The 20,785-nt window shown below is 62.4% G+C and carries 25 protein-coding genes; 11 read left to right on the forward strand and 14 right to left on the reverse strand.

Translation table 11 applies throughout. From position 1 onward, the window contains the following. The first annotated feature begins 140 nt into the window (after window positions 1-140). The 9 genes from BR71_RS02965 (at window position 141) to rplI (ending at window position 8,390) form a co-directional block, all read left to right on the forward strand. Window positions 141-3,404 (forward strand): sensor domain-containing protein, encoded by a 3,264-nt coding sequence (locus BR71_RS02965; RefSeq protein ID WP_043632425.1) that lies wholly within the window; start codon window positions 141-143, stop codon window positions 3,402-3,404. A gap of 68 nt (window positions 3,405-3,472) precedes the next feature. Beyond that, complete coding sequence (gene rlmB, locus BR71_RS02970; RefSeq protein ID WP_019103594.1) at window positions 3,473-4,228, forward strand: 23S rRNA (guanosine(2251)-2'-O)-methyltransferase RlmB; 756 nt, start codon at window positions 3,473-3,475, stop codon at window positions 4,226-4,228. Between the two features lie 176 nt (window positions 4,229-4,404). Next, window positions 4,405-5,901, forward strand: coding sequence for a multicopper oxidase family protein (locus BR71_RS02975; RefSeq protein WP_043632428.1), 1,497 nt, complete (start codon window positions 4,405-4,407; stop codon window positions 5,899-5,901). Between the two features lie 92 nt (window positions 5,902-5,993). Next, complete coding sequence (locus BR71_RS02980) at window positions 5,994-6,320, forward strand: metal-sensitive transcriptional regulator (RefSeq protein ID WP_043632821.1); 327 nt, start codon at window positions 5,994-5,996, stop codon at window positions 6,318-6,320. A gap of 25 nt (window positions 6,321-6,345) precedes the next feature. After that, entirely contained in the window at window positions 6,346-6,648 is a 303-nt protein-coding gene (locus BR71_RS02985) for a hypothetical protein (RefSeq protein WP_052370288.1), read from the forward strand. Between the two features lie 342 nt (window positions 6,649-6,990). Continuing rightward, window positions 6,991-7,368, forward strand: coding sequence for a 30S ribosomal protein S6 (gene rpsF, locus BR71_RS02990; RefSeq protein ID WP_043592023.1), 378 nt, complete (start codon window positions 6,991-6,993; stop codon window positions 7,366-7,368). 18 nt (window positions 7,369-7,386) lie between these two features. Continuing rightward, window positions 7,387-7,686, forward strand: a complete 300-nt coding sequence (gene priB, locus BR71_RS02995) for a primosomal replication protein N (RefSeq protein ID WP_019103684.1) — start codon at window positions 7,387-7,389, stop codon at window positions 7,684-7,686. 5 nt (window positions 7,687-7,691) lie between these two features. Beyond that, window positions 7,692-7,919: a 30S ribosomal protein S18 gene (gene rpsR, locus BR71_RS03000; protein WP_043592020.1), complete on the forward strand. Its 228-nt coding sequence runs from the start codon at window positions 7,692-7,694 to the stop codon at window positions 7,917-7,919. A gap of 21 nt (window positions 7,920-7,940) precedes the next feature. Continuing rightward, window positions 7,941-8,390 carry a 50S ribosomal protein L9 gene (gene rplI / locus BR71_RS03005; protein WP_043592018.1) on the forward strand — a complete coding sequence of 150 codons (450 nt, stop codon included), beginning with the start codon at window positions 7,941-7,943 and terminating at the stop codon, window positions 8,388-8,390. Between the two features lie 76 nt (window positions 8,391-8,466). Here the strand turns inward: rplI and BR71_RS03010 are convergent, their stop codons facing one another. Next, window positions 8,467-8,802, reverse strand: a complete 336-nt coding sequence (locus BR71_RS03010) for a DUF2322 family protein (protein WP_043632431.1) — start codon at window positions 8,800-8,802, stop codon at window positions 8,467-8,469. Window positions 8,803-9,267: 465 nt separating this feature from the next. After that, window positions 9,268-9,819 carry a hydrolase gene (locus BR71_RS03015; RefSeq protein ID WP_043632827.1) on the reverse strand — a complete coding sequence of 184 codons (552 nt, stop codon included), beginning with the start codon at window positions 9,817-9,819 and terminating at the stop codon, window positions 9,268-9,270. Between the two features lie 161 nt (window positions 9,820-9,980). Between BR71_RS03015 and BR71_RS03020 the strand changes: the two genes are divergently transcribed. Next, a complete protein-coding gene (locus BR71_RS03020; protein WP_043632434.1) occupies window positions 9,981-10,484 on the forward strand; it encodes a GNAT family N-acetyltransferase in 504 nt (167 codons plus the stop codon). 44 nt (window positions 10,485-10,528) lie between these two features. Here BR71_RS03020 and BR71_RS24550 read toward each other — a convergent pair whose 3' ends face one another. The 4 genes from BR71_RS24550 to BR71_RS24560 form a co-directional block, all read right to left on the reverse strand. Continuing rightward, entirely contained in the window at window positions 10,529-10,696 is a 168-nt protein-coding gene (locus tag BR71_RS24550; RefSeq protein WP_019100733.1) for a hypothetical protein, read from the reverse strand. A gap of 244 nt (window positions 10,697-10,940) precedes the next feature. Beyond that, window positions 10,941-11,129: a hypothetical protein gene (locus BR71_RS03025; protein ID WP_043632437.1), complete on the reverse strand. Its 189-nt coding sequence runs from the start codon at window positions 11,127-11,129 to the stop codon at window positions 10,941-10,943. A gap of 152 nt (window positions 11,130-11,281) precedes the next feature. After that, window positions 11,282-11,446 carry a hypothetical protein gene (locus BR71_RS24555; RefSeq protein WP_167604368.1) on the reverse strand — a complete coding sequence of 55 codons (165 nt, stop codon included), beginning with the start codon at window positions 11,444-11,446 and terminating at the stop codon, window positions 11,282-11,284. Window positions 11,447-11,478: 32 nt separating this feature from the next. Next, window positions 11,479-11,646 (reverse strand): hypothetical protein, encoded by a 168-nt coding sequence (locus BR71_RS24560; protein ID WP_167604369.1) that lies wholly within the window; start codon window positions 11,644-11,646, stop codon window positions 11,479-11,481. A gap of 194 nt (window positions 11,647-11,840) precedes the next feature. Here BR71_RS24560 and BR71_RS03030 point away from each other — a divergent pair, with 194 nt between their 5' ends. Further along, a complete protein-coding gene (locus BR71_RS03030; RefSeq protein WP_039754100.1) occupies window positions 11,841-12,740 on the forward strand; it encodes a LysR family transcriptional regulator in 900 nt (299 codons plus the stop codon). A 201-nt stretch (window positions 12,741-12,941) separates the two neighbouring features. Here BR71_RS03030 and BR71_RS03035 read toward each other — a convergent pair whose 3' ends face one another. The 8 genes from BR71_RS03035 to BR71_RS03070 all read right to left on the reverse strand — a co-directional run bounded on the left by BR71_RS03035 (window position 12,942) and on the right by BR71_RS03070 (window position 20,782). Beyond that, a complete protein-coding gene (locus tag BR71_RS03035) occupies window positions 12,942-14,186 on the reverse strand; it encodes a uracil-xanthine permease family protein (protein WP_043632440.1) in 1,245 nt (414 codons plus the stop codon). Between the two features lie 45 nt (window positions 14,187-14,231). Continuing rightward, window positions 14,232-14,702 carry a GNAT family N-acetyltransferase gene (locus tag BR71_RS03040; protein WP_043632443.1) on the reverse strand — a complete coding sequence of 157 codons (471 nt, stop codon included), beginning with the start codon at window positions 14,700-14,702 and terminating at the stop codon, window positions 14,232-14,234. A gap of 73 nt (window positions 14,703-14,775) precedes the next feature. Beyond that, on the reverse strand, window positions 14,776-15,408 hold the full coding sequence (gene upp / locus BR71_RS03045) for a uracil phosphoribosyltransferase (protein WP_019100726.1): 633 nt from the start codon (window positions 15,406-15,408) through the stop codon (window positions 14,776-14,778). Window positions 15,409-15,547: 139 nt separating this feature from the next. Continuing rightward, window positions 15,548-16,408, reverse strand: a complete 861-nt coding sequence (locus tag BR71_RS03050; protein WP_240314924.1) for an EAL domain-containing protein — start codon at window positions 16,406-16,408, stop codon at window positions 15,548-15,550. A gap of 76 nt (window positions 16,409-16,484) precedes the next feature. Further along, window positions 16,485-16,796 (reverse strand): Grx4 family monothiol glutaredoxin, encoded by a 312-nt coding sequence (grxD, locus tag BR71_RS03055; protein WP_043592002.1) that lies wholly within the window; start codon window positions 16,794-16,796, stop codon window positions 16,485-16,487. Between the two features lie 82 nt (window positions 16,797-16,878). Next, complete coding sequence (locus tag BR71_RS03060) at window positions 16,879-18,261, reverse strand: chloride channel protein (RefSeq protein WP_052370291.1); 1,383 nt, start codon at window positions 18,259-18,261, stop codon at window positions 16,879-16,881. Window positions 18,262-18,372: 111 nt separating this feature from the next. Continuing rightward, window positions 18,373-19,623 carry an RsmB/NOP family class I SAM-dependent RNA methyltransferase gene (locus BR71_RS03065; RefSeq protein ID WP_043632836.1) on the reverse strand — a complete coding sequence of 417 codons (1,251 nt, stop codon included), beginning with the start codon at window positions 19,621-19,623 and terminating at the stop codon, window positions 18,373-18,375. After that, window positions 19,619-20,782: a DUF3108 domain-containing protein gene (locus BR71_RS03070; RefSeq protein ID WP_052370292.1), complete on the reverse strand. Its 1,164-nt coding sequence runs from the start codon at window positions 20,780-20,782 to the stop codon at window positions 19,619-19,621. Before BR71_RS03070 ends, BR71_RS03065 begins: the two co-directional genes overlap by 5 nt. Between the last annotated feature and the right edge of the window lie 3 nt (window positions 20,783-20,785).

A 20,785-nucleotide genomic window follows, 5' to 3' on the forward strand; every position in this document is an offset into this window, starting at 1 on the left:
CAGTCGGGTGGTTTTGTTTTTCATTTGGCATATATGCATTTGATTTTTTAATGCAAAGTTAATTGCGGCGCGCGGCAGAGCGCCGGCGCGAACGGGGGCGGGGTGGTGTGACAGTCGGATCGGCTTGCCGGGACGCGGCGGTGTTTCTCGGGTTTTTGGCGTGCACGGCATTCTGGCCGCGCGAGCCGGTATTGGGGTTTTCGCTGGCGGCCTTTCTGGCTCACGGCGTATGGAGTTATCGTCTTTTGCGTCGCGGCTGGCGGCAGTCCTGGTGGTGGCCGGTGGCCGCCGCCGTCCTGGCCGCTCAATGGTCGTCACCGCAATGGGCCGCACTGCTGCTGATCAGCCTGTACGCGTTGGCGCCCGGTCTGTACGCGGCCGGCTTGCGCGGAGGGCTGGCGGTGCGTCAGCCGGCGGACTTGTTGCGGCTGCTGCTGCGCTTGGCCTGCTATCCGTCGGTGCTGCTGGCCGGTTTGGCCGCCGGCGCCGGATGGCGCTGGTTCGGCATGGAGGGTTTGTGGTCGTGGGCGGCGCAGGCTTGGGGCGTGTCCGGGCTGGCCCTGTCCTTGTGCGTGCCGCCGGCCTTGTATGCGTCCGGCGCAACGCCGACGCGGCGTCAGGTGTTGGAAACCGGCCTGATCCTGGCTTTGGCCAGCGTGGCGTGGCTTAGCCTGCTGGGCAGTAGCCTCGCTTATTCGCTGCCCTGCCAACTGGTGTTCTTTCCTCTTATGTTGTGGGCGGCATTCCGCGTGGGTTTCCGCGGCGCGGCGCTGGTTGGCGCCTGGGTGCTCGGCCTGCTGTCGCTGTACGTGCTGGCGCCGGAGTTGACCATGCACGCCAGCGTGCTCAACGGTGCCAGCGAGGTGGCGCTGACCTTGGCCTTGAGTTGCGCGACTCTGCTGGTATCGGTGTTGGCCGATGGCCATCGCCAGAACGAGAGCGCGCTGCGTGAATTTCGCGCCAGGGTGGAATCCCTGGTCAACAACAGCCCCAATATGATGTCGCTGAAGGGGCTGGACGGCAGCTTTCTGTTGGCCAACGCCGCTTATGCGCGTCGGGTGGGCCGCTCGCCGCAGGGCATGCAGGGCTTGACGGTGGAAGAGCTGTTCGACGCGGCGGACGCCGCGCAAATCCGCGCGCAGGACGCGGTGGTGCTGTCCTGCCTGGAGCCGCGCCAGTTTGAAGAGAGCTTCCTGTTCAATGGGGTGCTTAGCCATTTGCTGGTCACCAAGTTTCCCCTGTTCGACGCTCATGGCCGCCCGGCCGGGGTGGGCAGCGTGGACACCGACATCACTCAGACCCGCCAGGAACAAAAGGCCAAGCGGGAGGCGGAGGAGCGTTACCGCGCGCTGGTGGAGCAATCGCTGGTGGGCATTTACATCTTGCAGGACGAGAAGCTGATCTACGCCAACCCCAAGCTGGCGGCCATTGTCGGTTATCAGCCCAAGGAGCTGGAAGGCATGGCGATGGATCTGTTGCTGGTGCCGGGCGAGGCGGCGCGCATCCGCCAGCAAATCGTCAAGCGCTACCGCGAGAACATCGCGGTGCTGCAATACGGCACCCGCGCGGTGCGCAAGGACGGCGTGGTGGTGGATGTGGAGATTCACAGCCGCTTGTTCGATTACGAGGGCAAGAAAGCCATCATCGGCGTGGTGATGGATATTTCCGAACGGCTGGCGGCGGACGCCAATCTGCGGCTGGCTGCCAAGGTGTTTGAAAACTCGGCGGAAGGCATTCTGCTGATGGACGCCGAGGCGCGCATCATCGCGGTCAACCACGCTTTCAGTCGGATCACCGGTTACGCGGAGGCCGAGGCGCTGGGGAAGGTGTCGCGCATCTTTGGGGATCAGAAGCAGCTGGGCCGGCAGGCGATGCTGGAAGCGCTGGCGGGCGGCGGCCATTGGCAGGGCGAGATGCTGGACCGCCGCAAGAGCGGCGAGTGGTATCCGGCGGAGCTGGCGATTTCGGCGGTGCGCGACGCCGGCGGCGCGCTCAGCAATTATGTGGCGGTGTTTTCCGACATCACCTTGCGCAAGCAATCCGAGGAACGCTTGCAGTTCCTGGCCAATCACGATCCGCTGACGCAACTGCCCAACCGCAGCAGTCTGACCGCGCGGCTGGATGAAGCCATCATCAGCCTGGATTGCGTCAGCGGCTCGCTTGCGGTGATGTTCATTGATCTGGACCGTTTCAAGCTGATCAACGACTCCTTCGGCCATCAGGCCGGCGACGAATTGTTGCGCGAGACGGCATTGCGCTTGCAGCGGGCAGTGGGCGCGCGCGGCCTGCTGGCGCGGCTGGGCGGCGACGAGTTTACTCTGGTGATGACAGGGTTCAAGGACGCCGCCGCCTTGGTGGCCGCCGCGGAGGACACGCTGGCGGCGCTGGGCCAGCCGCTGCGGCTGGAAAATCACGAGGTCTACGTTACCGGCAGCATAGGCATCAGCGTCTACCCCAACGACGGCACCGACGCCCAGACCCTGCTCAAGAACGCGGACGTGGCGATGTACCGCGCCAAGGAGGCGGGCAAGAACACCTATCAGTTCTTTGCCGCTGAAATGAACACCCAGACCTTCGAACGCCTGCTGTTGGAGAACGGTTTGCGCCTGGCCTTGGAGCGGGGCGAACTGGAGCTGCACTACCAGCCGCAGGTGGATGCTGTCAGCCGCCAGGTGCTGGGCGCGGAGGCGCTGATCCGCTGGCGCCATCCCCAACTGGGTTTGGTGTCTCCGGGCCGCTTCATTCCGCTGGCCGAGGAAACCGGCCTGATCAAGCCCATCGGAGACTGGGTGCTGCAAGAGGCCTGCCGCCAATTGGCGGCTTGGGACCGCCAGGGCTTGTCGGTGCCCCGGCTGGCGGTAAACCTGTCCGCGCGCCAGTTTGAACAGCAGATGCTGCCGTTCAAGGTGGCGGACGCGCTGAGGGCCGCGGGCCTGTCCGCCGCGCGGCTGGAGCTGGAAATCACCGAAAGCATGATCATGCTCAACCCGGTGGAGGCGGTGCGCCAACTGGGCGAGTTGAAGGCCTTGGGCGTGGGCCTGTCCATCGATGATTTCGGCACGGGTTATTCCTCATTGTCCAATCTGAAGCGTTTCCCGCTGGACACCTTGAAGATTGACCAATCCTTCGTCGAAGGCCTGCCGGACGACGGCGACAACGCCGCCATCGCCGAGGCCATCCTGGCGATGGCGCGCAAGCTGCAATTCCAGGTGGTGGCGGAGGGGGTGGAGAGCGAGCGCCAGGCGCAATTCCTTACCAGCAAAGGGTGCGCCTTGCTGCAGGGCTATCATTTCGGCCGCCCGGTGCCGGCGGCGGAATTGCCTGCCTTGCTGGCCGGCATCGTCGCCGTGGGCGAGCAGCGGCAACTGGAGCTGATGTCCGGCGTGGACGTGCTGGGCAGCTGAAAGCAAGCCGGTTTTGCCCTGAACCGCCGCGCGCTCTAAAATGGCGGGATTGTCATTAGAGAATCGCCATGAGCAACAAACGCCTGATCCACGGCTTTCACGCCATCAATGCCCGTTTGTGGCAGAACCCCAAGAGCCTGCTGGAAATCTGGCTGGCCGGCGGCCGCCACGACGCCCGCGCCAAGGCGGTGATAGACAAGGCCGCCGAGGAAGGCATCAAGCTGCACATCGTCGATAAGGAGCGTTTGGACAGCATGACCGGCAACGCCCGCCACCAGGGCGTGGCGGCCACCATAGACGCCAGCCGCAATTTCGTGCATCTGGACGACGTGCTGGACAATCTGAGCGAGCCGGCCTTGCTGCTGATTCTGGACGGCGTGACTGATCCGCACAATCTGGGCGCCTGCCTGCGGGTGGCGGACGCGATGGGCGCGCACGCGGTGATCGCGCCCAAGGACCGTTCCGCCGGTCTCAACGCCACTGTGTCCAAAGTAGCGTGCGGCGCGGCGGAAGTGATTCCCTATATCACGGTCACCAATCTGGCGCGCACTTTGCGAGACCTGAAAGACGCCGGCATCTGGATTGCCGGCACCACCATGGAGGCGGACACCGACCTCTATCACTGCGACGCCGCCGGCCCGCTGGCCTGGGTGATGGGCTCGGAGGGCGAGGGCATGCGCAGGCTGACCCGCGAGCACTGCGACGTGCTGGTGTCCATTCCGATGTTCGGCACCGTGGAGAGCCTGAACGTGTCGGTATCCGCCGGCATGGTGCTGTCGGAAAGCCGTCGCCAGCGCACGCTGGCCCAGGCCAAGGCCGACTGATTCCGGTTGTCCCGAAAAACCAGGCCCCCGCAACGCGGGGGCTTTTCTTTGGGCGCTCGGTTTGACTGTGATCAGATGCCGTCCTAAAAAAGTAGACAGAATTTGGAACCGATCTGGCGCCGCCGCAGTCTTGTTGATACCTTACCTGGGTATCCTATTGAGAAAGGAATGCAGTGATGGATAGACGTGGATTCATCGGCGCCGGCGCGGCGTTGGCCTTGGTTCCGCTGCTGCGGCAGGCCTGGGCGGCGCAGCCGTCCGCCATCGATCATGCGGCGATGGGGCATGGCGCGATGGGAGCGGAGACGGCGCCGGCCGCGGCCGGCCTTGGCCTGCCGGCGGGCCTTGCCTTGCCGGTCCTGCCGCTGCTGCGCAATCAGAGCGGGGACCCCGGCGTGTTTCAAGCTGCTTTGAGCGCCGGCGCGCAAGCGCTGCCGCTACTGCCGGGCAAGCCCGCCACCGTGTTCTGGAGCTATAACGGCCAGGTGCCGGGACCAACGATAGAAGTGTTTGAAGGCGACGAGGTGCGGCTGCATTTCGAAAACCGCCTGTCCCAGCCCACCACCATTCATTGGCATGGCCTGCCGATTCCCGCGGATCAGGACGGCAACCCACAAGATCCGGTCCCGGCTGGGCAAAGCCGCGAATACCGTTTCATCTTGCCGCAAGGCTGCGCCGGCAGCTATTGGTATCACCCGCATCCGCACGGACATACCGCCGAGCAGGTGTATATGGGCCTGGCCGGCGTGTTTGTGGTCAAGAGCCGCAGCGATCCGCTGGCGCATCTGCCGGAGCAAAGGCTGGTGTTGTCGGACCTGAAGTTGGACGCCGAAGGCAAGATAGCGGCCAGTAGCGAAGCGGACCGCATGGATGGCCGCGAAGGACAGTTCGTGCTGGTCAACGGCGCTTGGAGGCCGCATTTGACGCTGGGCGCGGGCGAGCGCCAACGCTGGCGGATCTGGAATGCGACCAGCGCGCGCGTGCTCAAGCTGGCCCTGCCCGGCCACGAATTGGAACTGGTCGGCAGCGACGGCGGCCTGCTGCAGCGACCGCGCCGCATAGACAGCCTGTTGCTGCCGCCCGGTGGCCGCGCCGAATTAGTGGTGACCGGACGCTTCGCGTCTGGCCAGGGCGCCGGCCTGTTGGCCCTGCCGTATCGGCGCGGCAAGATGATGTCGGCCGAGCAGGAAGACACCTTGACGCTGCTGGAGCTGCGTCGCGGAGCCGCGACCGAAACCACTGCGCCGCTGCCGGCGAGACTGCGAGAGATCAAGCTCTTGGGCGAGCCCGCGGTGCGGCGTAAAGTGGTACTGTCCGAGGACATGGCCAATCCCGCCGCGATGTTCCTGATCAACGGCAAGACCTTCGATATGGGACGGGCTGACTTTGTGGGCAAGGTGGGGTTGGTGGAAGAGTGGGAGATCGTGAACCAAGCGGATATGGACCACCCCTTCCACATTCACGGCACCCAGTTCCAGGCGCTGGCGCGCCGCAAGGACGGCGTCTGGCGCGATGAACCGTTCCTGGCCTGGCGCGACGTGGCCAATGTCTCCGCCGGGGAGACGCTGCGACTGCGTTTCCGTCAGGACATGCCAGGCCTGCGCATGTTCCACTGCCACATCCTCGAACACGAGGACGCCGGGATGATGGGCATGCTGAAAGTAGAGGCCTAGGCGGCCGTGCGCAACTGCGTCACAATGATTGTTGCCCGGCCTGTTTTAAGCATGGCCGGGCTCGCTTTGAACCCGCTTGGATTAGGATGGACATGACGCAAGAAAAACCGCAGGACGGCTGTTGCGACGCAGCGGCCCCGCTTTCCGATAAAACCGTGGTGCAGCCGGGGAAGAGCGCGCTGATCAAGAGGCTGGCGCGCATCGAGGGCCAGGTGCGCGGCATCAGCGGCATGGTGGAGGCGGATCGCTACTGTGTGGATATCCTGACCCAAGTGGCGGCGGTGAAGTCGGCGTTGGACGCGGTGTCCATGCAACTGCTGGAAAATCACATGAAAGGCTGCGTGGCGCGCGCGCTGCATCAGGGCGACGCTACCGGCATGGTGACCGAACTGATAGATGTGGTCAAAAAAGTGCGCTGAACCGCGCCGTCGCAAAGGAGTACGTATGAAAACCCCGCTCGCTGTTTTGCTTTCTCTCGTTTCCGCGCTGGCCACGGCGGGGCCGATCCCGTTCGAGGTCTACATCAAGCTGCATAAGGGCATGTCCGAGGCCGAGCTGGTATCTCAGACCGGCGCCCCCGACTACAGCAGCAACGGTCCGACGGTCAAAACCAAGGACGTCAACGCGGTGGTGGAAACCAGCACCCGCACGCTGTCCTGGCTTGCCAACGACGAGGTTCCCTACACCACCACCGTGACCTTGAGCAATGGGGTGGTGATGGACATCTCGCGTGACAAAAAGCTCTGAGAGCTTGTTCAAAGTCTGCTGCGCTTCGTGGAGCATTGCACGGTGAGTACAAGCTCAAAATGCTCATGTACCCCTCGTACACTCGGCTTTTTCGCTCGTTTTCGCCTTGTCTCGCCCAGGCTCGCGAGCCTTTATAACAGGCTCTGAGAATCCGTTTGTCCACGCCCTCGGGACTCTTGCAGACACCAAGCCGCCGTTTTTGCCACATACGCATACCACGCGGCGCGGAAGGCACTGATTTTATTTGCTTGTCACCGCCTAAGCGCGTAGAATGCTGCGGTTTCAACCCCTTGCCTTTTGCAACTGCATGGCAAAAGGCTTCAATAGCCACAAGGAGTTAACATGCGTCATTACGAAATCGTGTTCATCGTCCACCCGGACCAGAGCGAACAGGTTCCGGCCATGATCGAGCGCTACAAGGGCATGGTTCTGGCCGCTGAGGGCAAGATCCATCGTCTGGAAGACTGGGGCCGCCGTCAACTGGCTTACCCGATCCAGAAGCTGCACAAAGCTCACTACGTTCTGATGAACGTAGAGTGCCAGTCCGAAACCCTGGCCGAGATCGAACACGCCTTCAAGTTCAACGACGCTGTTCTGCGTCACCTGACCATCAAGCTGGATCGCGCGGTTACCGAAGCGTCCCCGATGATGAAGGACGAAAAGGCCAAGAACCTGCTGGACGCCCAGCAGCCGGCAGCCGAGGCTGAAGCTTCCGCCTAATCGGCGAGGAGCGAGGTCTTGCAGAACCGTCTGGCTCTGACCGCCACGGTCGACCGCGAGGATGCGCTGAGATACACCCCCGCCGGCTTGCCGGTATTGGAAATGTGGCTCAAGCATCAGTCCAGACAGACAGCTCACGGTTTTGATCGGGATGTGGCCTGCGAAATACAGGCCGTGCTGATAGGCGAAGAAGCCCGGAAGTTTTCCGGGAAACTGGCGGGAAACACGGTGAACCTCACCGGCTTTCTGTCCCAGCGCAGCCTCAGGAATCCGCGGTTAGTGCTCAATATCGAATATGTTGAATTTGTAAAAGGTTAGTCAAAATGGCTCGTCAACTCTTCAAGCGCAAGAAGTTCTGCCGCTTCACGGCAGAAGGCATCAAGGAAATCGACTACAAATCCGTTGATCTCCTGAAAGACTTCATCGCCGAAAACGGCAAAATCATCCCGGCTCGCATCACCGGCACCAAGGCCCGCTACCAGCGTCAGCTGACCACTGCTATCAAGCGTGCTCGCCTCCTGGCCTTCCTGCCGTACACCGACCAGCACTAAGCCGGGAAAGGAACTTAAAAGATGCAAATCATTCTGCTCGAAAAAGTTGCCAACCTGGGTCAACTGGGTGATGTGGTTAAAGTCAAGGATGGTTACGGTCGTAACTTCCTGATTCCGCAAGGCAAAGCCAAGCGCGCTACCGAAGCCAACCTGAAAGAGTTCGACGCTCGCCGCGCCGAACTGGAAGCCAAGCAAGCCGAGATCCTGGCTGACGCCAAGGTCCGCGCCGAGAAGCTGAACGAAGCGGTTGTCACCATCGCTCAGAAAGCCGGCGTTGACGGTCGTCTGTTCGGTTCCGTGACCAACGTCGACGTTGCTGAAGCCGTGACCGCCTTCGGCGTGCCGGTTAAGCGTTTCGAAGTTCGCCTGCCGAACGGCCCGTTCAAGGCCATCGGCGAGTACGATATCGAGATCGCTCTGCATCACGACGTTGTTACCCCGATCAAGATCGTGGTTGTTGCCGAAGCTTAATTTCCGCTTTCGGGAATCGCTTTACGAAAAAGCCCGCTCATCCGAGCGGGCTTTTTGTTTGGGCGCGCGGGGCGTTTCAGTCGTCCTGATTCAGTACCAGGCGCGCGCGCAGGCCGGGGGCGTCGGCCTCGGCGATGGACAGCAGGCGGTCGATATTGGGGTGCTTGCCCGGATTGGCGCGGGCGTCCGGCGTATGTTCAGCGTAAAGCGCCAGCCCTTCGCGCGCGGCCTTGCGGTCAATGTGGCCGTGGTTCTTGATCAGGGCATGGTAGACGCGTACCGAACCGGCGGTGCCGGGCTGATTCTCCAAACGGCCGACCGGCTCGCCGCTGGCGTCCAGCAGCACGATGGCGCGGATATCGTCGACGGCGGGCAGGGTGTTGAGAATGTCCTTGAAAACGCTTGCTTGCATGATGTGCTTTCCTATTGTCGTTATCGTGGCGGGCTGCGGCGGCTGCCCGTTGAGTGGCGGGGTGTTGCAGGTGGCCTGTGGAGCAGATCTGGGCCGGATGCAAAACCGCCGAGTGTAGTCGGATATTAGGCGTAGGAGAGGTTGAGAAAGTTCAGACCGTCGCCGCGCATTGCACTTTTTTGGTGCGCCCTATTGGGGTTTTTGCCTTTATTTGGTGCAACTTGTGCCCGCAGGCATTCATTACACCATGCTTTGAGCGGTCTTGTGTTGCAAAGGTATTAATTAATCAATGGCTTGGCCAGTTACTGTTAACTTGGCACGGCAATTGCTAAATATAAAGCGATCTGGTGACGCCAGGGCATGGCCCGGCGTCTCGCGCCAGTCTCCAAAGGGGATAAGAGAGCGGCAAAGCCGCCTTGGATCGGGGTCGATCGGCGAAGCCGACGGCCCCGTTTCATTTTTGCGTTATGGCTGCTCGCCCACCAGGTAACGCTGGCTCATTCGCTTGAAGTGCTCTCCGCCGGCTTGGCGCAGGCATTCGAACAACACCATTTCCTTGCTGACGATGACGGCGCCGGCGTCTCGCATCCGCTGCAAACCCAGCTCAATGTCGGACACCTTGCGGCTGGATATCGCGTCCGCCACCACGAAGACCTGTTTATCCAGCTCCAGCAGCTCCAGCACGGTTTGCAGCACGCAAACGTGGGCCTCCATGCCGCAAACGATGGTTTGAGGCCGGACCAGGACTGTTTCCGGCAGACAGTTCGCCGCAACGCAGGAGAAGTGGGTTTTCTCTACCACTTGCGAGTCGGGCGCTTGGGCGAGCAGTTCCGGCAGGGTATGCCCCAGGCCGCGCGGGTATTGCTCGGAAAACACTACCGGCAGGCCGTGATCGGCGGCCACGCCTATCAGCCAGCGACAGCGCGCTGCCATGCCGGCCGCGTCCACTACCGCCGGCGCCAGCTTTTCCTGGATGTCCACCACTAGCAGGCTGGCCTGTTCCTTGTGCATCAGCATCCTATTCTCCTTTTGCTTATTGGTCTTGGTCGCGGTGTTCAGGATACCGCTTTTGGCCCGGACATGCGCCATCACGGCATCTGATTGTCATTGTTCTTGCCGTTGCAAGCTTCTCCCGGTCATGATGGTGATTTCTGAATTGCAATCTTCGGGGGAATGTTATGCACGATTTACTGATCAGGAAGGTTGAGCCGGAGGATGCGCCGGCCTTGGCGGCGATGATGGTGTCCGAGGAGGTGGTGGCCAATACCTTGCAGCTGCCTTACCAATCGGTTGAAGACTGGCGGCGCAAGCTGGCGCAAGCGCAACCACATGTGCATTCCCTGGTGGCCTGTAACAGCGATGGCCGGGTGATAGGCAATGCCGGTTTGATTTGTGGTGAACGCCCGCGCATCCGGCATACGGCCAGCCTGTTTATCGTGGTGCATCCGGAATGGCACGGTCGCGGCGTGGGATCGGCATTGCTGAGGGCGGTGCTTGGGCTAGCGGATAATTGGCTGGGGCTGCTGCGGGTGGAACTAGCCGTGGTGCACGACAATGAGCCGGCTATAGCGTTGTACCGCAAGTTCGGCTTCGAGCTGGAGGGACGTAGACGCAAGGAGCAATTGCGCGCCGGACGCTATGAGGACACGCTGATCATGGCGCGGCTGCGCGGGCTGGAATGACAAAGCGCCTGCGGTAGGCAGGCGCTGGCTGAGTGTCGCGCGGTTTACTTGCCTGCGGCGTCTTGCGCTTGCGGCGCTTGCTGCTGCTGTCCTTGCAATTGCGCGTCCATGCGCGCGCGCATTTCCCACATATTGGACAACCCTTCGCCCGCCATCGCGGCGCTGGACAGCAGGATAAGGGACAGAGTGGTCAGTACGGTTTTCTTCAGCATGATGTTTCCTTTCATGGCAAATCGACCGGTCGACCGGCTCGGCGCAGGGCGTCGACGGAGGTCGGCTAAGGGCCTGGCGAGGCTTGTCGCTGTGCTAGCGGCCTGCATCGCCATTGAATTCTAGTGAGTGCCGGGACTTTGTCCGGTCATGGCGGCGATCAATTTGCAAACGAGTGTGAATCGCGTTTCGCGGGGGGCTTGGCCTCCCGCCGCGGAGCGCGGGCGGGAGGGGCGGCTTGCCATCTTAGCTGGCGGACTGGTTGGTCTGAGCACCGGCTGTTGGGGGTTGCTGCGAAGCGGCGGCTTGCTTGGCTGCGATCTGGGCATCCATGCGCTCGCGCATTTCGCGGGCGTTATTGGCGCCTTCACCGCCGGCCATGGCTGCGCCGGACAAGATGATCAGGGATAGTGCGGTGAGTACGGTTTTCTTCATGGTGATTTCCTTTCATTGCGATCTTGCCGCGGCCGGATTGTTTGGGTCCGGCGACAGGGCTTGAGTCGACATTCTATGGCGGGCTTTGCCGCAGTGCGGTAAACGATTGTGATCGTGTGCTAATGAACTTTGATCGCGTTTACAAAGCTGGATTAGCGGCCTGCCTGGCTGGTCTGGGCCGGAGCTTGCTTGGCGGCGATCTGGGCTTGCATGCGTTCGCGCATTTCGCGGGCGTTGCTGGCGCCTTCGCCGCCGGCTGTGGCGGCGCCGGACAGAACGATCAGAGACAGGGCGGCGATAACGGTGTGTTTCAACATGGGGAATTCCTTGTAAAGTGTGGGATGCGCGCTTATTTGGCTTGCTGAGCCTGAACTTGGGCTTGAGCCTGCTTGGCGGCGATCTGGGTTTGCATGCGCTCGCGCATTTCACTGGCGTTGCTGGCGCCTTCGCTGCCGGCTGCGGCGGCGCCGGACAGAACGATCAGGGACAGGGCGGCGATAACGGTTTGCTTCAACATGGTCAAAATCCTTGTGTGATTAAGTGGCTTGGCGGCAGTCTGGATGTTCAAAATGCTAGAATCGATCCGGCGCTCCGCTAAGGAGTCAGGCTGCCCGCTCTGGCAGGCTGCGCGACTTAGTGACTGAATATTAAGGATGTTTTTTGGCCGCAGATAGCGGAATGATTTGCACTGAACCATCAGTAAATTTGAATATGAAACTATCACTCGATGCTTTGCTGGTGCTGGACGCCATCGACAACCACGGCAGCTTCGCCGCCGCAGCGGACGCTTTGTTCCGGGTGCCTTCCGCGGTGACTTACACCGTGCAGAAGCTGGAACAGAGTTTGGGCGTGCAGATATACGATCGCAGCGGACACCGCGCCCGGCTGACGCCGGCCGGCGAGCGTCTGCTCAAGGACGGCCGCCATCTGCTGGACGCGGCGCGTCAGCTGGAGCTGAGGGTTAGCAAGCAAGCCCAGGGCTGGGAGCATCAGTTGCGCATCGTGATCGGGGATCTGGTGGACTTTGGCCAGGTAATCCCGTTGATAGCGGAATTCGATCAACTGGCTTCGGCCACGCGACTGATTTTCCGCAGCGAGATTTTCGGCGGCACTTGGGACGCCTTGTACGACGACCGCGCCGATCTGGTGATAGGCGCGCCTAATATGCCGCCTCCCGGCGACTATTTCACCCGCACCATAGGCAGTTACGATTTTGTGCTGGTGGTGGCCGCCGGTCATCCGCTGGCGGCGGAGGATAAGCCGCTGCCGCCGCATGTGCTGCGTCAGCACCGTGCCGTGGCGATAGGCGACACTTCACGACGCTTGCAGCCGCGCACCGGAGGTTTGCTCGATGGTCAGGATGTGCTGACCGTGCACAGCAGCCTCGCCAAGCTGGATGTGATCCTGGCCGGCCTGGGCAGCGGCTATCTGCCGCGCTCCATGGTGGGGCCTTATCTGGCCAGCGGGGATCTGGTGGCCAAGGAAGTGGCCGAGGACAGTCCGGACCACCAGATGTGCTTTGCCTGGAAGCAGGCACAGCCTGGCAAGGCGTTGCAGTGGTTCATTCAGCGTTTGGAGCAGGCGGTGGAAGCGGGCGAACTCCGGCCGTGAAAAAGCCGGCGTCCGTGAGGAGGCCGGCTGGTCATGCGTGCCGCGGGCAGATTCTTAGAGCCAGTTCAAAATCTGGCGAGCCAGAGCGAGACAAGGCGAAAACCGCTGAGAAAGCGGAATGGTCAAGTGGTACATGAGCATTTCGAAGCGGTACTCACCGTGTCACGCCTCGCGAAGCGCAGCAGATTATGAACAGACATCTTAGATGTCCTGGCCCTCGACGATGCCGTCGTGACTGGTGGCCTGCTTGGGCAGCAACAAGTTCAGCACGATGGCCAGCAGCGAGCAAAGGCCAACGCCGGCCAGCTCGAAATCGCCCAGCTTCAGGCTAAGGCCGCCGATGCCGGAGGTGAGCACCACCGAGATGATCACCAGATTGCGCGGTTCCATCAGGTCCACCTTGGCCTCGATCAGGGTTTTCAGGCCGATGGAGGCGATGGTGCCGAACAAGAGCACCATGATGCCGCCCATCACCGGCAGCGGGATGGACTGCAATAGCGCGTTGAACTTGCCGAAGAAGGCCATGGCGATGGCGAACAGCGCGGCCCAGGTCATGGTGACCGGGTTGAAGTTGCGGGTGATCATCACCGCGCCGGTGACTTCGGCGTACGTGGTCACCGGAGGGCCGCCGATCAGGCCGGCTACGCAGACACCCAGGCCGTCGCCGGACAGGGTGCGGTGCAGGCCGGGCGATTGGGTGTAGTCCTTGCCTGTGACGCCGCCTATCGCCATCACGCCGCCGATATGTTCAATCGCCGGGGCGATAGCCACCGGAAGCATGAACAGCGCGGCCGCCCAGTTGACTTCCGGGCTGTGGAAGGCCGGCATCGCGAACCAGGGCGCGGCCGCCAGTTTGGCGAAGTCCACCACGCCAAACAGCGCGGCGGCGATATAGCCGACGATGACGCCGGCCAGAATGGGCACCAGTTTGAACAGGCCGCGCGCGAAGATGGACACGATGATGGTGGTGGTCAGGGAGATCGCCGCCAGCAGCATGGACACCGCGTAAGGCGTGACCTGCTTGCCGCCGGCGAGGCCCATCGCCATGCCGGAGGCCGCGGTGGCCACCGACAGGCCGATGATCATGATCACCGGGCCGATCACCACCGGGGGCAGCAGCCGGTTGACGAAGGCCATGCCGCGCCAGCGGACCACGGCGGAAAACAGGAAGTACATGAAGCCGGCACAGAACAGGCCGAACTGCGTCGCGCCCTGGCCCCAGGTGTGCATCGAATAGATGATGGGGCCGATGAAGGCGAAGGAGGAGCCGAGGAAGATCGGCACTTGGCGCCCGGTGTACAACTGGAACAGCAGGGTGCCGATGCCGGCCCCCAGCAGCGCCATCGCCGGATTGAGGCCGGTCAGCAGCGGCACCAGCACCAGCGCGCCAAAGGCGACGAACAGGATCTGGGCGCCGGACACGGCCAGCTTGATTTGTTGGAGCATGATTTTAGCCTCTGGGGTCGTCTCTGTCTGAATGGGGGGCATGGCCTAAAGCAGCCGTTTGCCGAGAATGCGCGCTTGCGGTTCCAGGCCTCGGCGCAAGTAGAAGTTCAACGCGGCTTGGTTGAAATCCTTCACCTCTAGCCGGATCTCGTCGGCCGAATGTCGCCGCGCCCAGTCTTCGGCTGCGTTCAGCAAGGCTGAGCCCTGGCCCTGCCCACGCCGCTCCGCCGTGACCACTAGCGTGGCGACGCGGCAAATGCGTCGAGGCAGCAGGAAGGGGAGGGTGAGGTCCAGCAGGGTCAAGGCGACGAAGGCGGTGACCTCGCCATCGGTCTCCGCTAGTAGCAGCGCGGCGTTGGGCGTGTTCAGCTGACCGGCCCAGAACGCGCTGTCGCGGTCTGCGGCGCCGTTGTCGGCGAAAGTGTGCGGCAACGCCAGATGGTGCTGCAGATTGATTTCGTCGGCAAGGCGGCAGATGGCGGGCAAGTCGCTGGCGGTCGCGGGGCGTATTGTCATGGCTGAGACCGGATGAGGCGCGCAAAAAAACGCCGCGTCCGGAACGGGGCAGCGGCGCTGGAATGGCTCATGATCAGGCTTGCTTGGTGCCGAAGATCTTGTCGCCGGCGTCGCCCAGGCCGGGAATGATGTAGCCATGCTCGTTCAGGTGGCTGTCGAGGGAAGCGGCGTAGATCTGCACGTCCGGATGGGCGTCGTTGACGATCTTCACGCCTTCGGGCGCGGCCACCATCACCACGGCCTTGATCTGTTTGCAGCCGTTGCGCTTGAGCAGGTCTATGGTGGCGACCAGCGAGCCGCCGGTGGCCAGCATCGGATCGATGATGATGGCGATGCGTTCGTCCAGATTGCCGACGAACTTCTCGAAATAAGACACCGGCTCCAGCGTTTCCTCGTTGCGGGCCAGTCCAACCACGCTGATCTTGGCGGAAGGCACCAGGTCGAGCACGCCGTCCAGCATGCCGATGCCGGCGCGCAGGATGGGCACCACGGTAACTTTCTTGCCCTTGATTTGCTGGACGTCGATCTTGCCGCACCAGCCGTCTATGGTGACGCTTTCCAGTTCGAAGTCGCGGGTGGCTTCATAGGCGAGCAGGCGCGCCAGCTCTTGGGTCAACTGGCGGAATTTCATGGTGCTGGTGTCGGCTTCGCGCAGCAGGCCGAGTTTGTGTTGCACCAGCGGATGCTGGACGACGGTGATGTTCATGAGACGTTCCCATACCTTGGCAAAAAGCTGCTTTCGGCGCGGGCGCGCCAAAAGCAGCTCTTGGTATTAATTATATGAAGCCGACAGCCTTGGAAGGTCTTGGGCTGCCGGTGCGGGGTATTTGGTATGGGGCCGTATTTTACCCCTTTTCCCATTCCGAAATCCACTGCAAGAATTCGGCGGCGGCCCGCGGCGGGCTGCAGATATAGCCCTGCACCGCGTCGCAGCCTAGTTCGGCCAGCGTGGCCAGGTCGGCGGTGTCCTCCACGCCGATGGCCACCGTGGTGAGCCCGGACGCTTTGGCCAAGCTTATGTCTTCGCGCAGGATCGCTTGCAGATGCTGGTTGGAGCTGACGCCTTGGACGAAGGCGCGATCCACTTTCAACAGACTGAAATGGCTGATCAGCAGTTTATCGGTCAGGGTGACGCCGATGCCGAATTCGTCGATGCCGATGCCGAAGCCGGCGGTGCGCAACTGGGCCAGCTGCGCGTCGGCTTTCTGCCAGTGCTGTCGCAACGTGGATTCGGAGAACTCCAGGGTCAGCTTGGCTGGCTCCAGGCCCAGAATGCGCACTTTCTGCAGCAGTTGCTCGCACAGGCTGTCGTCGTCCAGCGACATCGAGGTCAGGTTGATGGTGACCGGAATGTCATGGCCGCGTTCCTGCCAATCGCTGCAGGCGTACAGCGATTTTTCCAGGATCAGCTCGGTCAGTTCGCGGATCATGCCGCGCTCTTCCATCGCCGGCACGAAGCTGACCGGCGACAACACGCCAAGCGCCGGATGCTGCCAGCGCGCCAGCGCCTCGGCGGCGATCACCTTCCGGCTGGAGATTTCGACTATCGGTTGGAACCAGGGGATGAGCTGATCGTTGACCAGCGCGCGCCAGATCTCTTCGATGGGCATGGCGCTGGCGGGGCTGAGGACGGCTTTGGTTTCCTGATGTGTCGGCATGGGGCGGTTTGGATTGGGCAAGCGGATGTCACCCTGATTGTATGACATGGCGGGTGTTTTCGAAACGGTAAATTCCGCTGCAAAAACAAAGATCCCGGCCATGGCCGGGACCTGGGAGAGGTGCTTACAGGTCTTTCAGCAGCTCTTGCAATTCACCGTTCTGGAACATTTCATACATGATGTCGGAGCCGCCGATGAATTCGCCTTTGACATACAGTTGCGGAATGGTGGGCCAGTTGGAGAAATCCTTGATGCCCTGACGGATGTCGGCGTCCTGAAGCACGTCTACGGTCGCGAACTGTTCAAGGCCACAGGCTTTGAGAATTTGCACCGCGCGGGAGGAAAAGCCGCATTGCGGGAATTGGGCCGAGCCCTTCATGAACAGCACCACCGGGTTGTCGGTCACGGTTTGCTGGATGGTTTGTTGCGCGCTCATTCAGTGGTCCTTGCTTGGATCGTCAATGTGGCTGCGGGCGCCGCTTGCGCGGAGAAATACCCGAGCGTTTCAATAGGTTATTTTACTTTTCGGCCGCCCGCGGGTCAATTTGCTTCGCAGCGGACGCGGCCTGGCCCGCGTGCCATTGCCGCAGGAAGATGTGCACCTGTCCGTCGTACAGCGCGCGGCGGGTGATCAGCCGCGATACATTGGACGCCAGCAGGGCGGTGGCCATCAACGGGATGATCATGGCGGAGGAGTCCGTCATTTCCATCACGATGATGAAGCCGGTCATCGGCGCGCGGGTCATGCCGGCGAAGAAGCCCACCATGCCCAAGAGCACGATCAAGGTTTGCGGCAGGAAGGGCAGCAGATTGGCCATGTTCAAGCCAAAGCCGGCGCCTACCGCCAGCGATGGGGCGAACATGCCGCCGGGCACCGCGCTGATAAAGCTGATGAACATGCTGAGCAGCTTGAGCAGGCCGTAGCCCTGCATGCCGGCGCCGCTGCCCTCGATGATTTCGCGGGCGCGAAAATACCCGGTGCCGAAGGTGATGCCGTCGCTGGCGATGCCGATCACGGCCAAGGCCAGGCCGCAGCCGGCGGCGAACACCACCGGTTTTTTCAGACGCCAGTCGTGCAGCGGGCCGGGCAAGCGCAAGGTCAGCGCTAGCATGATGCGGCAGCAGACGCCGCCGAGCAGGCCGCCGATGATGCCGCAGACCGGGATGGCGAGCCAGGACTGCTCCAGCTCCATATTCACCGACACCATGCCGAAATAGCTGTAATTGCCGAGGATGGCGGTGGCGGTGAGACCGGACACGATCACCGAGAGCAAAATGGTGGAACTGGCGCGCAAGTCGAAGGTGCGGCCCATTTCCTCTATGGCGAACACGATGCCGGCCAGCGGCGCGTTGAAGGCGGCGGCCACGCCGGCGGCGCCGCCGGCCAGAATGAAGCTGCGCGCCGCGCCTTCATGACGCAGCGCCGCGTGGCGGTTCAGCGAATATTTGATGGCCGCGCCCACCTGCACGATGGGGCCTTCGTAGCCGAAAGTGGCGCCGGAGCTGATGCCGATCAGGGTCAGCAGCATTTTGCCGATCGCGGCGCGTATGGTCAGAATGCGTTCGCGCAACGCCTGCATGCCGCCTTCCAGCGCGGCGATGGATTGCGGGATGCCGCCGCCGGCGGAGCCGGGAAAGTAATGTCGCATCAGCCAGATGGCCAGCGCCAGGCCGGCCGGGGTGATCAGCAGGCTCCAGTAAGGCGAATTATCGTAGATGCGGGTGAAGATGGCGTGCGACAGATGGCTGCCGTTGGCGAAAACGCTGGCCATCAGGCCAATCAGAATGGCGGCGGTCCAGATCGGGATGTGGCGGCGCCACAGGACTGCGGACAAGTAGAGGTAGCGCAGACGGCGCTGGACGCGGCTGCGGACTTGTCTGGCAGTGGGGGAGTCTGGCATGGAGCCGGCCTTTGCGGATGAATATGTGAGTTTTTTCTAATATTCAATGGTAAGGCGTATTGAGTTGAAAGACAAACCCCGGGCGCATCAGCGGCCGGGGTTGAGGCATGCTCAGGCGTTTTTTTCCAGTACGGCGGCGAAGAAACCGTCGGTATTGTGCAACTGTGGTTTCAGTTCCAGGTAGTCGCCCATTTGTAGCGGGATCTTCTGTTCCGCCAACACCTCGTCCATTTTCACCAGTTTGAAATCGGGGTGGTCCGCCAGGAAGGCGGCGACGATGTCTTGGTTTTCTTGCGGCAGCAAGCTGCAGGTGGCGTAGACCAAGCGGCCGCCGGCGCGGACCAGGCGGGAGGCGGAAGCCAGGATGGAGGCCTGCTTGGCGTTCAGTTCGGCCACGCTGTCCGGGCTTTGGCGGAATTTCAGGTCCGGATTGCGGCGCAGGGTGCCCAGGCCGGAGCAAGGCGCGTCCACCAGCACGCGGTCGGCCTTGCCCGCCAGGCGTTTGACCTTGGTGTCGTTTTCCGAGGCCAGCAACTGCGGGTGGACATTGGACAGGCCGGAACGCGCTTGGCGCGGCTTGAGCTTAGCCAGCCGTTTTTCCGAAACGTCGAAGGCGTACAAGCGGCCGCTGGAGGCCATCTGCGCACCCAGCAGCAGGGTCTTGCCGCCGGCGCCGGCGCAGAAGTCGACAACCATTTCCCCGCGACGCGCGCCGGTGATCAGGCCCAGCAGCTGGCTGCCTTCATCCTGCACCTCGAACACGCCGGCTTTGAACAGCTCGTGCTTGGCCAGCGAAGGCTTGGTTTTCAGACGAATGCCCAGCGGCGAGTAGGGGGTGGCCTCGCATTCGAGGCCGTCCGCCTGCAAGCGGCCCAGCAATTCGTCGCGCTTCATCTTCATGGTGTTGACGCGCAGGTCCAGCGGCGCGCCTTCCGCCAGGCCCTTGCCCAGCGCGATCACCTGTTCCGGCGTTTGTTCTCCCAAGCGCTCAATCACCCATTGCGGCAGCTCGGCGTCCACTTCCAGGCTGGCCGGCAGGACTTTGCCCTTGATCTGGCCCAGCCATTCCTTTTCGCCGGCGCTGGCGGCCTCGCCCAGCTCCTTGACGTTGAGCTTGTGGATTTTCAGCAGGGCCACCAGAGCCAGCCGGCGCGGGGTGGCCTTGTCCGGCGCGATCAGCGCGCGCAATTGCAGCAGGCGGCGCAGCGCGCCGAAAGCGGTTTCCGCGATGATGTGGCGGTCGTTGGCGCCCAGCTTGCTGTGTTCGCGGAAATAAGCCGACAGCACCGCGTCGGCCGGCCGGTCGAAGCGGATCATCTGGCCGATGACGGTTTCGATATGTTTCAGTTGATGGTGATTAATAGTCATTCTTGTGTTTTCTCGTGGGTTGCGGCGGCAGCTTCCATTGCGGCGCGCCGTTCACGTCGATGCGGACGGCCCGGAGGTCGATCCGTTTATCCTTGTCGATGCGCTGGATGCGCACCGGCAGATTGGAGAATTCCGGCGCGAGCCAGAATTCGTTGATATCGCCGTCGCCCTGGGCGCGGAACACGATAACCCGGATCTTGCCGGCGCCGGTGTCGTAATCGGCCTCGCCGCTGGGGTGCATCGGGTATTCGTACACTTTCTTGCCGGTGGTGATCTGGATGGGTTCGGGCCCCAGTTCGCCGCCTTTCAGCCCCAACTGGAAAGCGAGGCTGAACACATCCTGCGCGCCGGGCTTCAGATCCAGCAGTTTGTCGCCTTGATCGCCGTAGCGCAGCTGACCCGCATTGTAGTCGAAATGCGCGGACTCTTTGACTTGACCACCGCGCCAGGCTTGAAGGCTGTCCGGCAGCAAGCCGGTCTTGCTCTTGAAACGGCCTTCGGAAAGATAGCGCAGCTTGGGTCCGATAAAGGGTGTGGCGTTGATATCCAGCCGGTAGCCGCCGTCTCCGCGGCTCCAGTCCAGCGTGCCGGTGCCCAGCATCGCCGAGCCGTAGAACACCTGGTAGCCCAGCGTGGCCTGACGCGGGAAGCCGCGCAGCTTGCTCTTGGGATGGAGATAGCCATCGTCGGCGGCGGCTTCGGCCATCGGCGCGCTGGCTTCGTCCTTTTCGTTCGCTGCCATATTATCGGCGACCGGCGCCGATGAGGCGATTTTGTTCTCCGCGCTGGGCATGGACGCGTCGGGTTTGGGCTCCGCCACCGGCGCGCTGCTGGCCTTCTTGCTTGGCAGGGCCTGAGCGACAACCGGTTCCGACGCCGCCTGCGGCGCCGAGGCTTCCGCCTTCTTGGCGGCGGGCTTGGCCGGCGCAGGTTTGGGCGCGGCCGGCCGCAATTGGGCCACAGCGCCTTGTTGTGCCGGCTTGGCTGCCGGTTCGTCGGCGTCCAGCGCCTGCATCTTGACGCTGATGTCGCGCAAATCCTGGTCCGGCGGCAGCTCCAGCCGCACCTCCGGCAGCAGGCCGGAGCCCAGCACGCCAAGGTGAATGGCGAGCGATAGGGCCAGGGCCAGCAGGATCAGACGACGGCTTTTCATGGA

Source organism: Chromobacterium haemolyticum DSM 19808, from assembly GCF_000711885.1.
GTDB lineage: Bacteria > Pseudomonadota > Gammaproteobacteria > Burkholderiales > Chromobacteriaceae > Chromobacterium > Chromobacterium haemolyticum.

Excerpts from the sequence above, each read along its gene's own strand:
- rpsF (WP_043592023.1), top strand. The coding sequence starts at position 6,991 with ATGCGTCATTACGAAATCGTGTTCATCGTCCACCCGGACCAGAGCGAA.
- BR71_RS02975 (WP_043632428.1), top strand. The coding sequence starts at position 4,405 with ATGGATAGACGTGGATTCATCGGCGCCGGCGCGGCGTTGGCCTTGGTT.
- BR71_RS03020 (WP_043632434.1), top strand. The coding sequence starts at position 9,981 with ATGCACGATTTACTGATCAGGAAGGTTGAGCCGGAGGATGCGCCGGCC.
- upp (WP_019100726.1), bottom strand. The coding sequence starts at position 15,408 with ATGAACATCACCGTCGTCCAGCATCCGCTGGTGCAACACAAACTCGGC.
- BR71_RS03060 (WP_052370291.1), bottom strand. The coding sequence starts at position 18,261 with ATGCCAGACTCCCCCACTGCCAGACAAGTCCGCAGCCGCGTCCAGCGC.
- BR71_RS03040 (WP_043632443.1), bottom strand. The coding sequence starts at position 14,702 with ATGACAATACGCCCCGCGACCGCCAGCGACTTGCCCGCCATCTGCCGC.
- BR71_RS24555 (WP_167604368.1), bottom strand. The coding sequence starts at position 11,446 with ATGTTGAAACACACCGTTATCGCCGCCCTGTCTCTGATCGTTCTGTCC.
- BR71_RS24560 (WP_167604369.1), bottom strand. The coding sequence starts at position 11,646 with ATGTTGAAGCAAACCGTTATCGCCGCCCTGTCCCTGATCGTTCTGTCC.
- BR71_RS03035 (WP_043632440.1), bottom strand. The coding sequence starts at position 14,186 with ATGCTCCAACAAATCAAGCTGGCCGTGTCCGGCGCCCAGATCCTGTTC.
- BR71_RS03015 (WP_043632827.1), bottom strand. The coding sequence starts at position 9,819 with ATGCTGATGCACAAGGAACAGGCCAGCCTGCTAGTGGTGGACATCCAG.
- BR71_RS02985 (WP_052370288.1), top strand. The coding sequence starts at position 6,346 with ATGAAAACCCCGCTCGCTGTTTTGCTTTCTCTCGTTTCCGCGCTGGCC.
- BR71_RS03025 (WP_043632437.1), bottom strand. The coding sequence starts at position 11,129 with ATGAAGAAAACCGTACTCACCGCACTATCCCTGATCATCTTGTCCGGC.
- rlmB (WP_019103594.1), top strand. The coding sequence starts at position 3,473 with ATGAGCAACAAACGCCTGATCCACGGCTTTCACGCCATCAATGCCCGT.
- BR71_RS03030 (WP_039754100.1), top strand. The coding sequence starts at position 11,841 with ATGAAACTATCACTCGATGCTTTGCTGGTGCTGGACGCCATCGACAAC.
- BR71_RS24550 (WP_019100733.1), bottom strand. The coding sequence starts at position 10,696 with ATGCTGAAGAAAACCGTACTGACCACTCTGTCCCTTATCCTGCTGTCC.
- BR71_RS02980 (WP_043632821.1), top strand. The coding sequence starts at position 5,994 with ATGACGCAAGAAAAACCGCAGGACGGCTGTTGCGACGCAGCGGCCCCG.
- BR71_RS03070 (WP_052370292.1), bottom strand. The coding sequence starts at position 20,782 with ATGAAAAGCCGTCGTCTGATCCTGCTGGCCCTGGCCCTATCGCTCGCC.
- rplI (WP_043592018.1), top strand. The coding sequence starts at position 7,941 with ATGCAAATCATTCTGCTCGAAAAAGTTGCCAACCTGGGTCAACTGGGT.
- BR71_RS03050 (WP_240314924.1), bottom strand. The coding sequence starts at position 16,408 with ATGTCATACAATCAGGGTGACATCCGCTTGCCCAATCCAAACCGCCCC.
- rpsR (WP_043592020.1), top strand. The coding sequence starts at position 7,692 with ATGGCTCGTCAACTCTTCAAGCGCAAGAAGTTCTGCCGCTTCACGGCA.
- grxD (WP_043592002.1), bottom strand. The coding sequence starts at position 16,796 with ATGAGCGCGCAACAAACCATCCAGCAAACCGTGACCGACAACCCGGTG.
- BR71_RS03010 (WP_043632431.1), bottom strand. The coding sequence starts at position 8,802 with ATGCAAGCAAGCGTTTTCAAGGACATTCTCAACACCCTGCCCGCCGTC.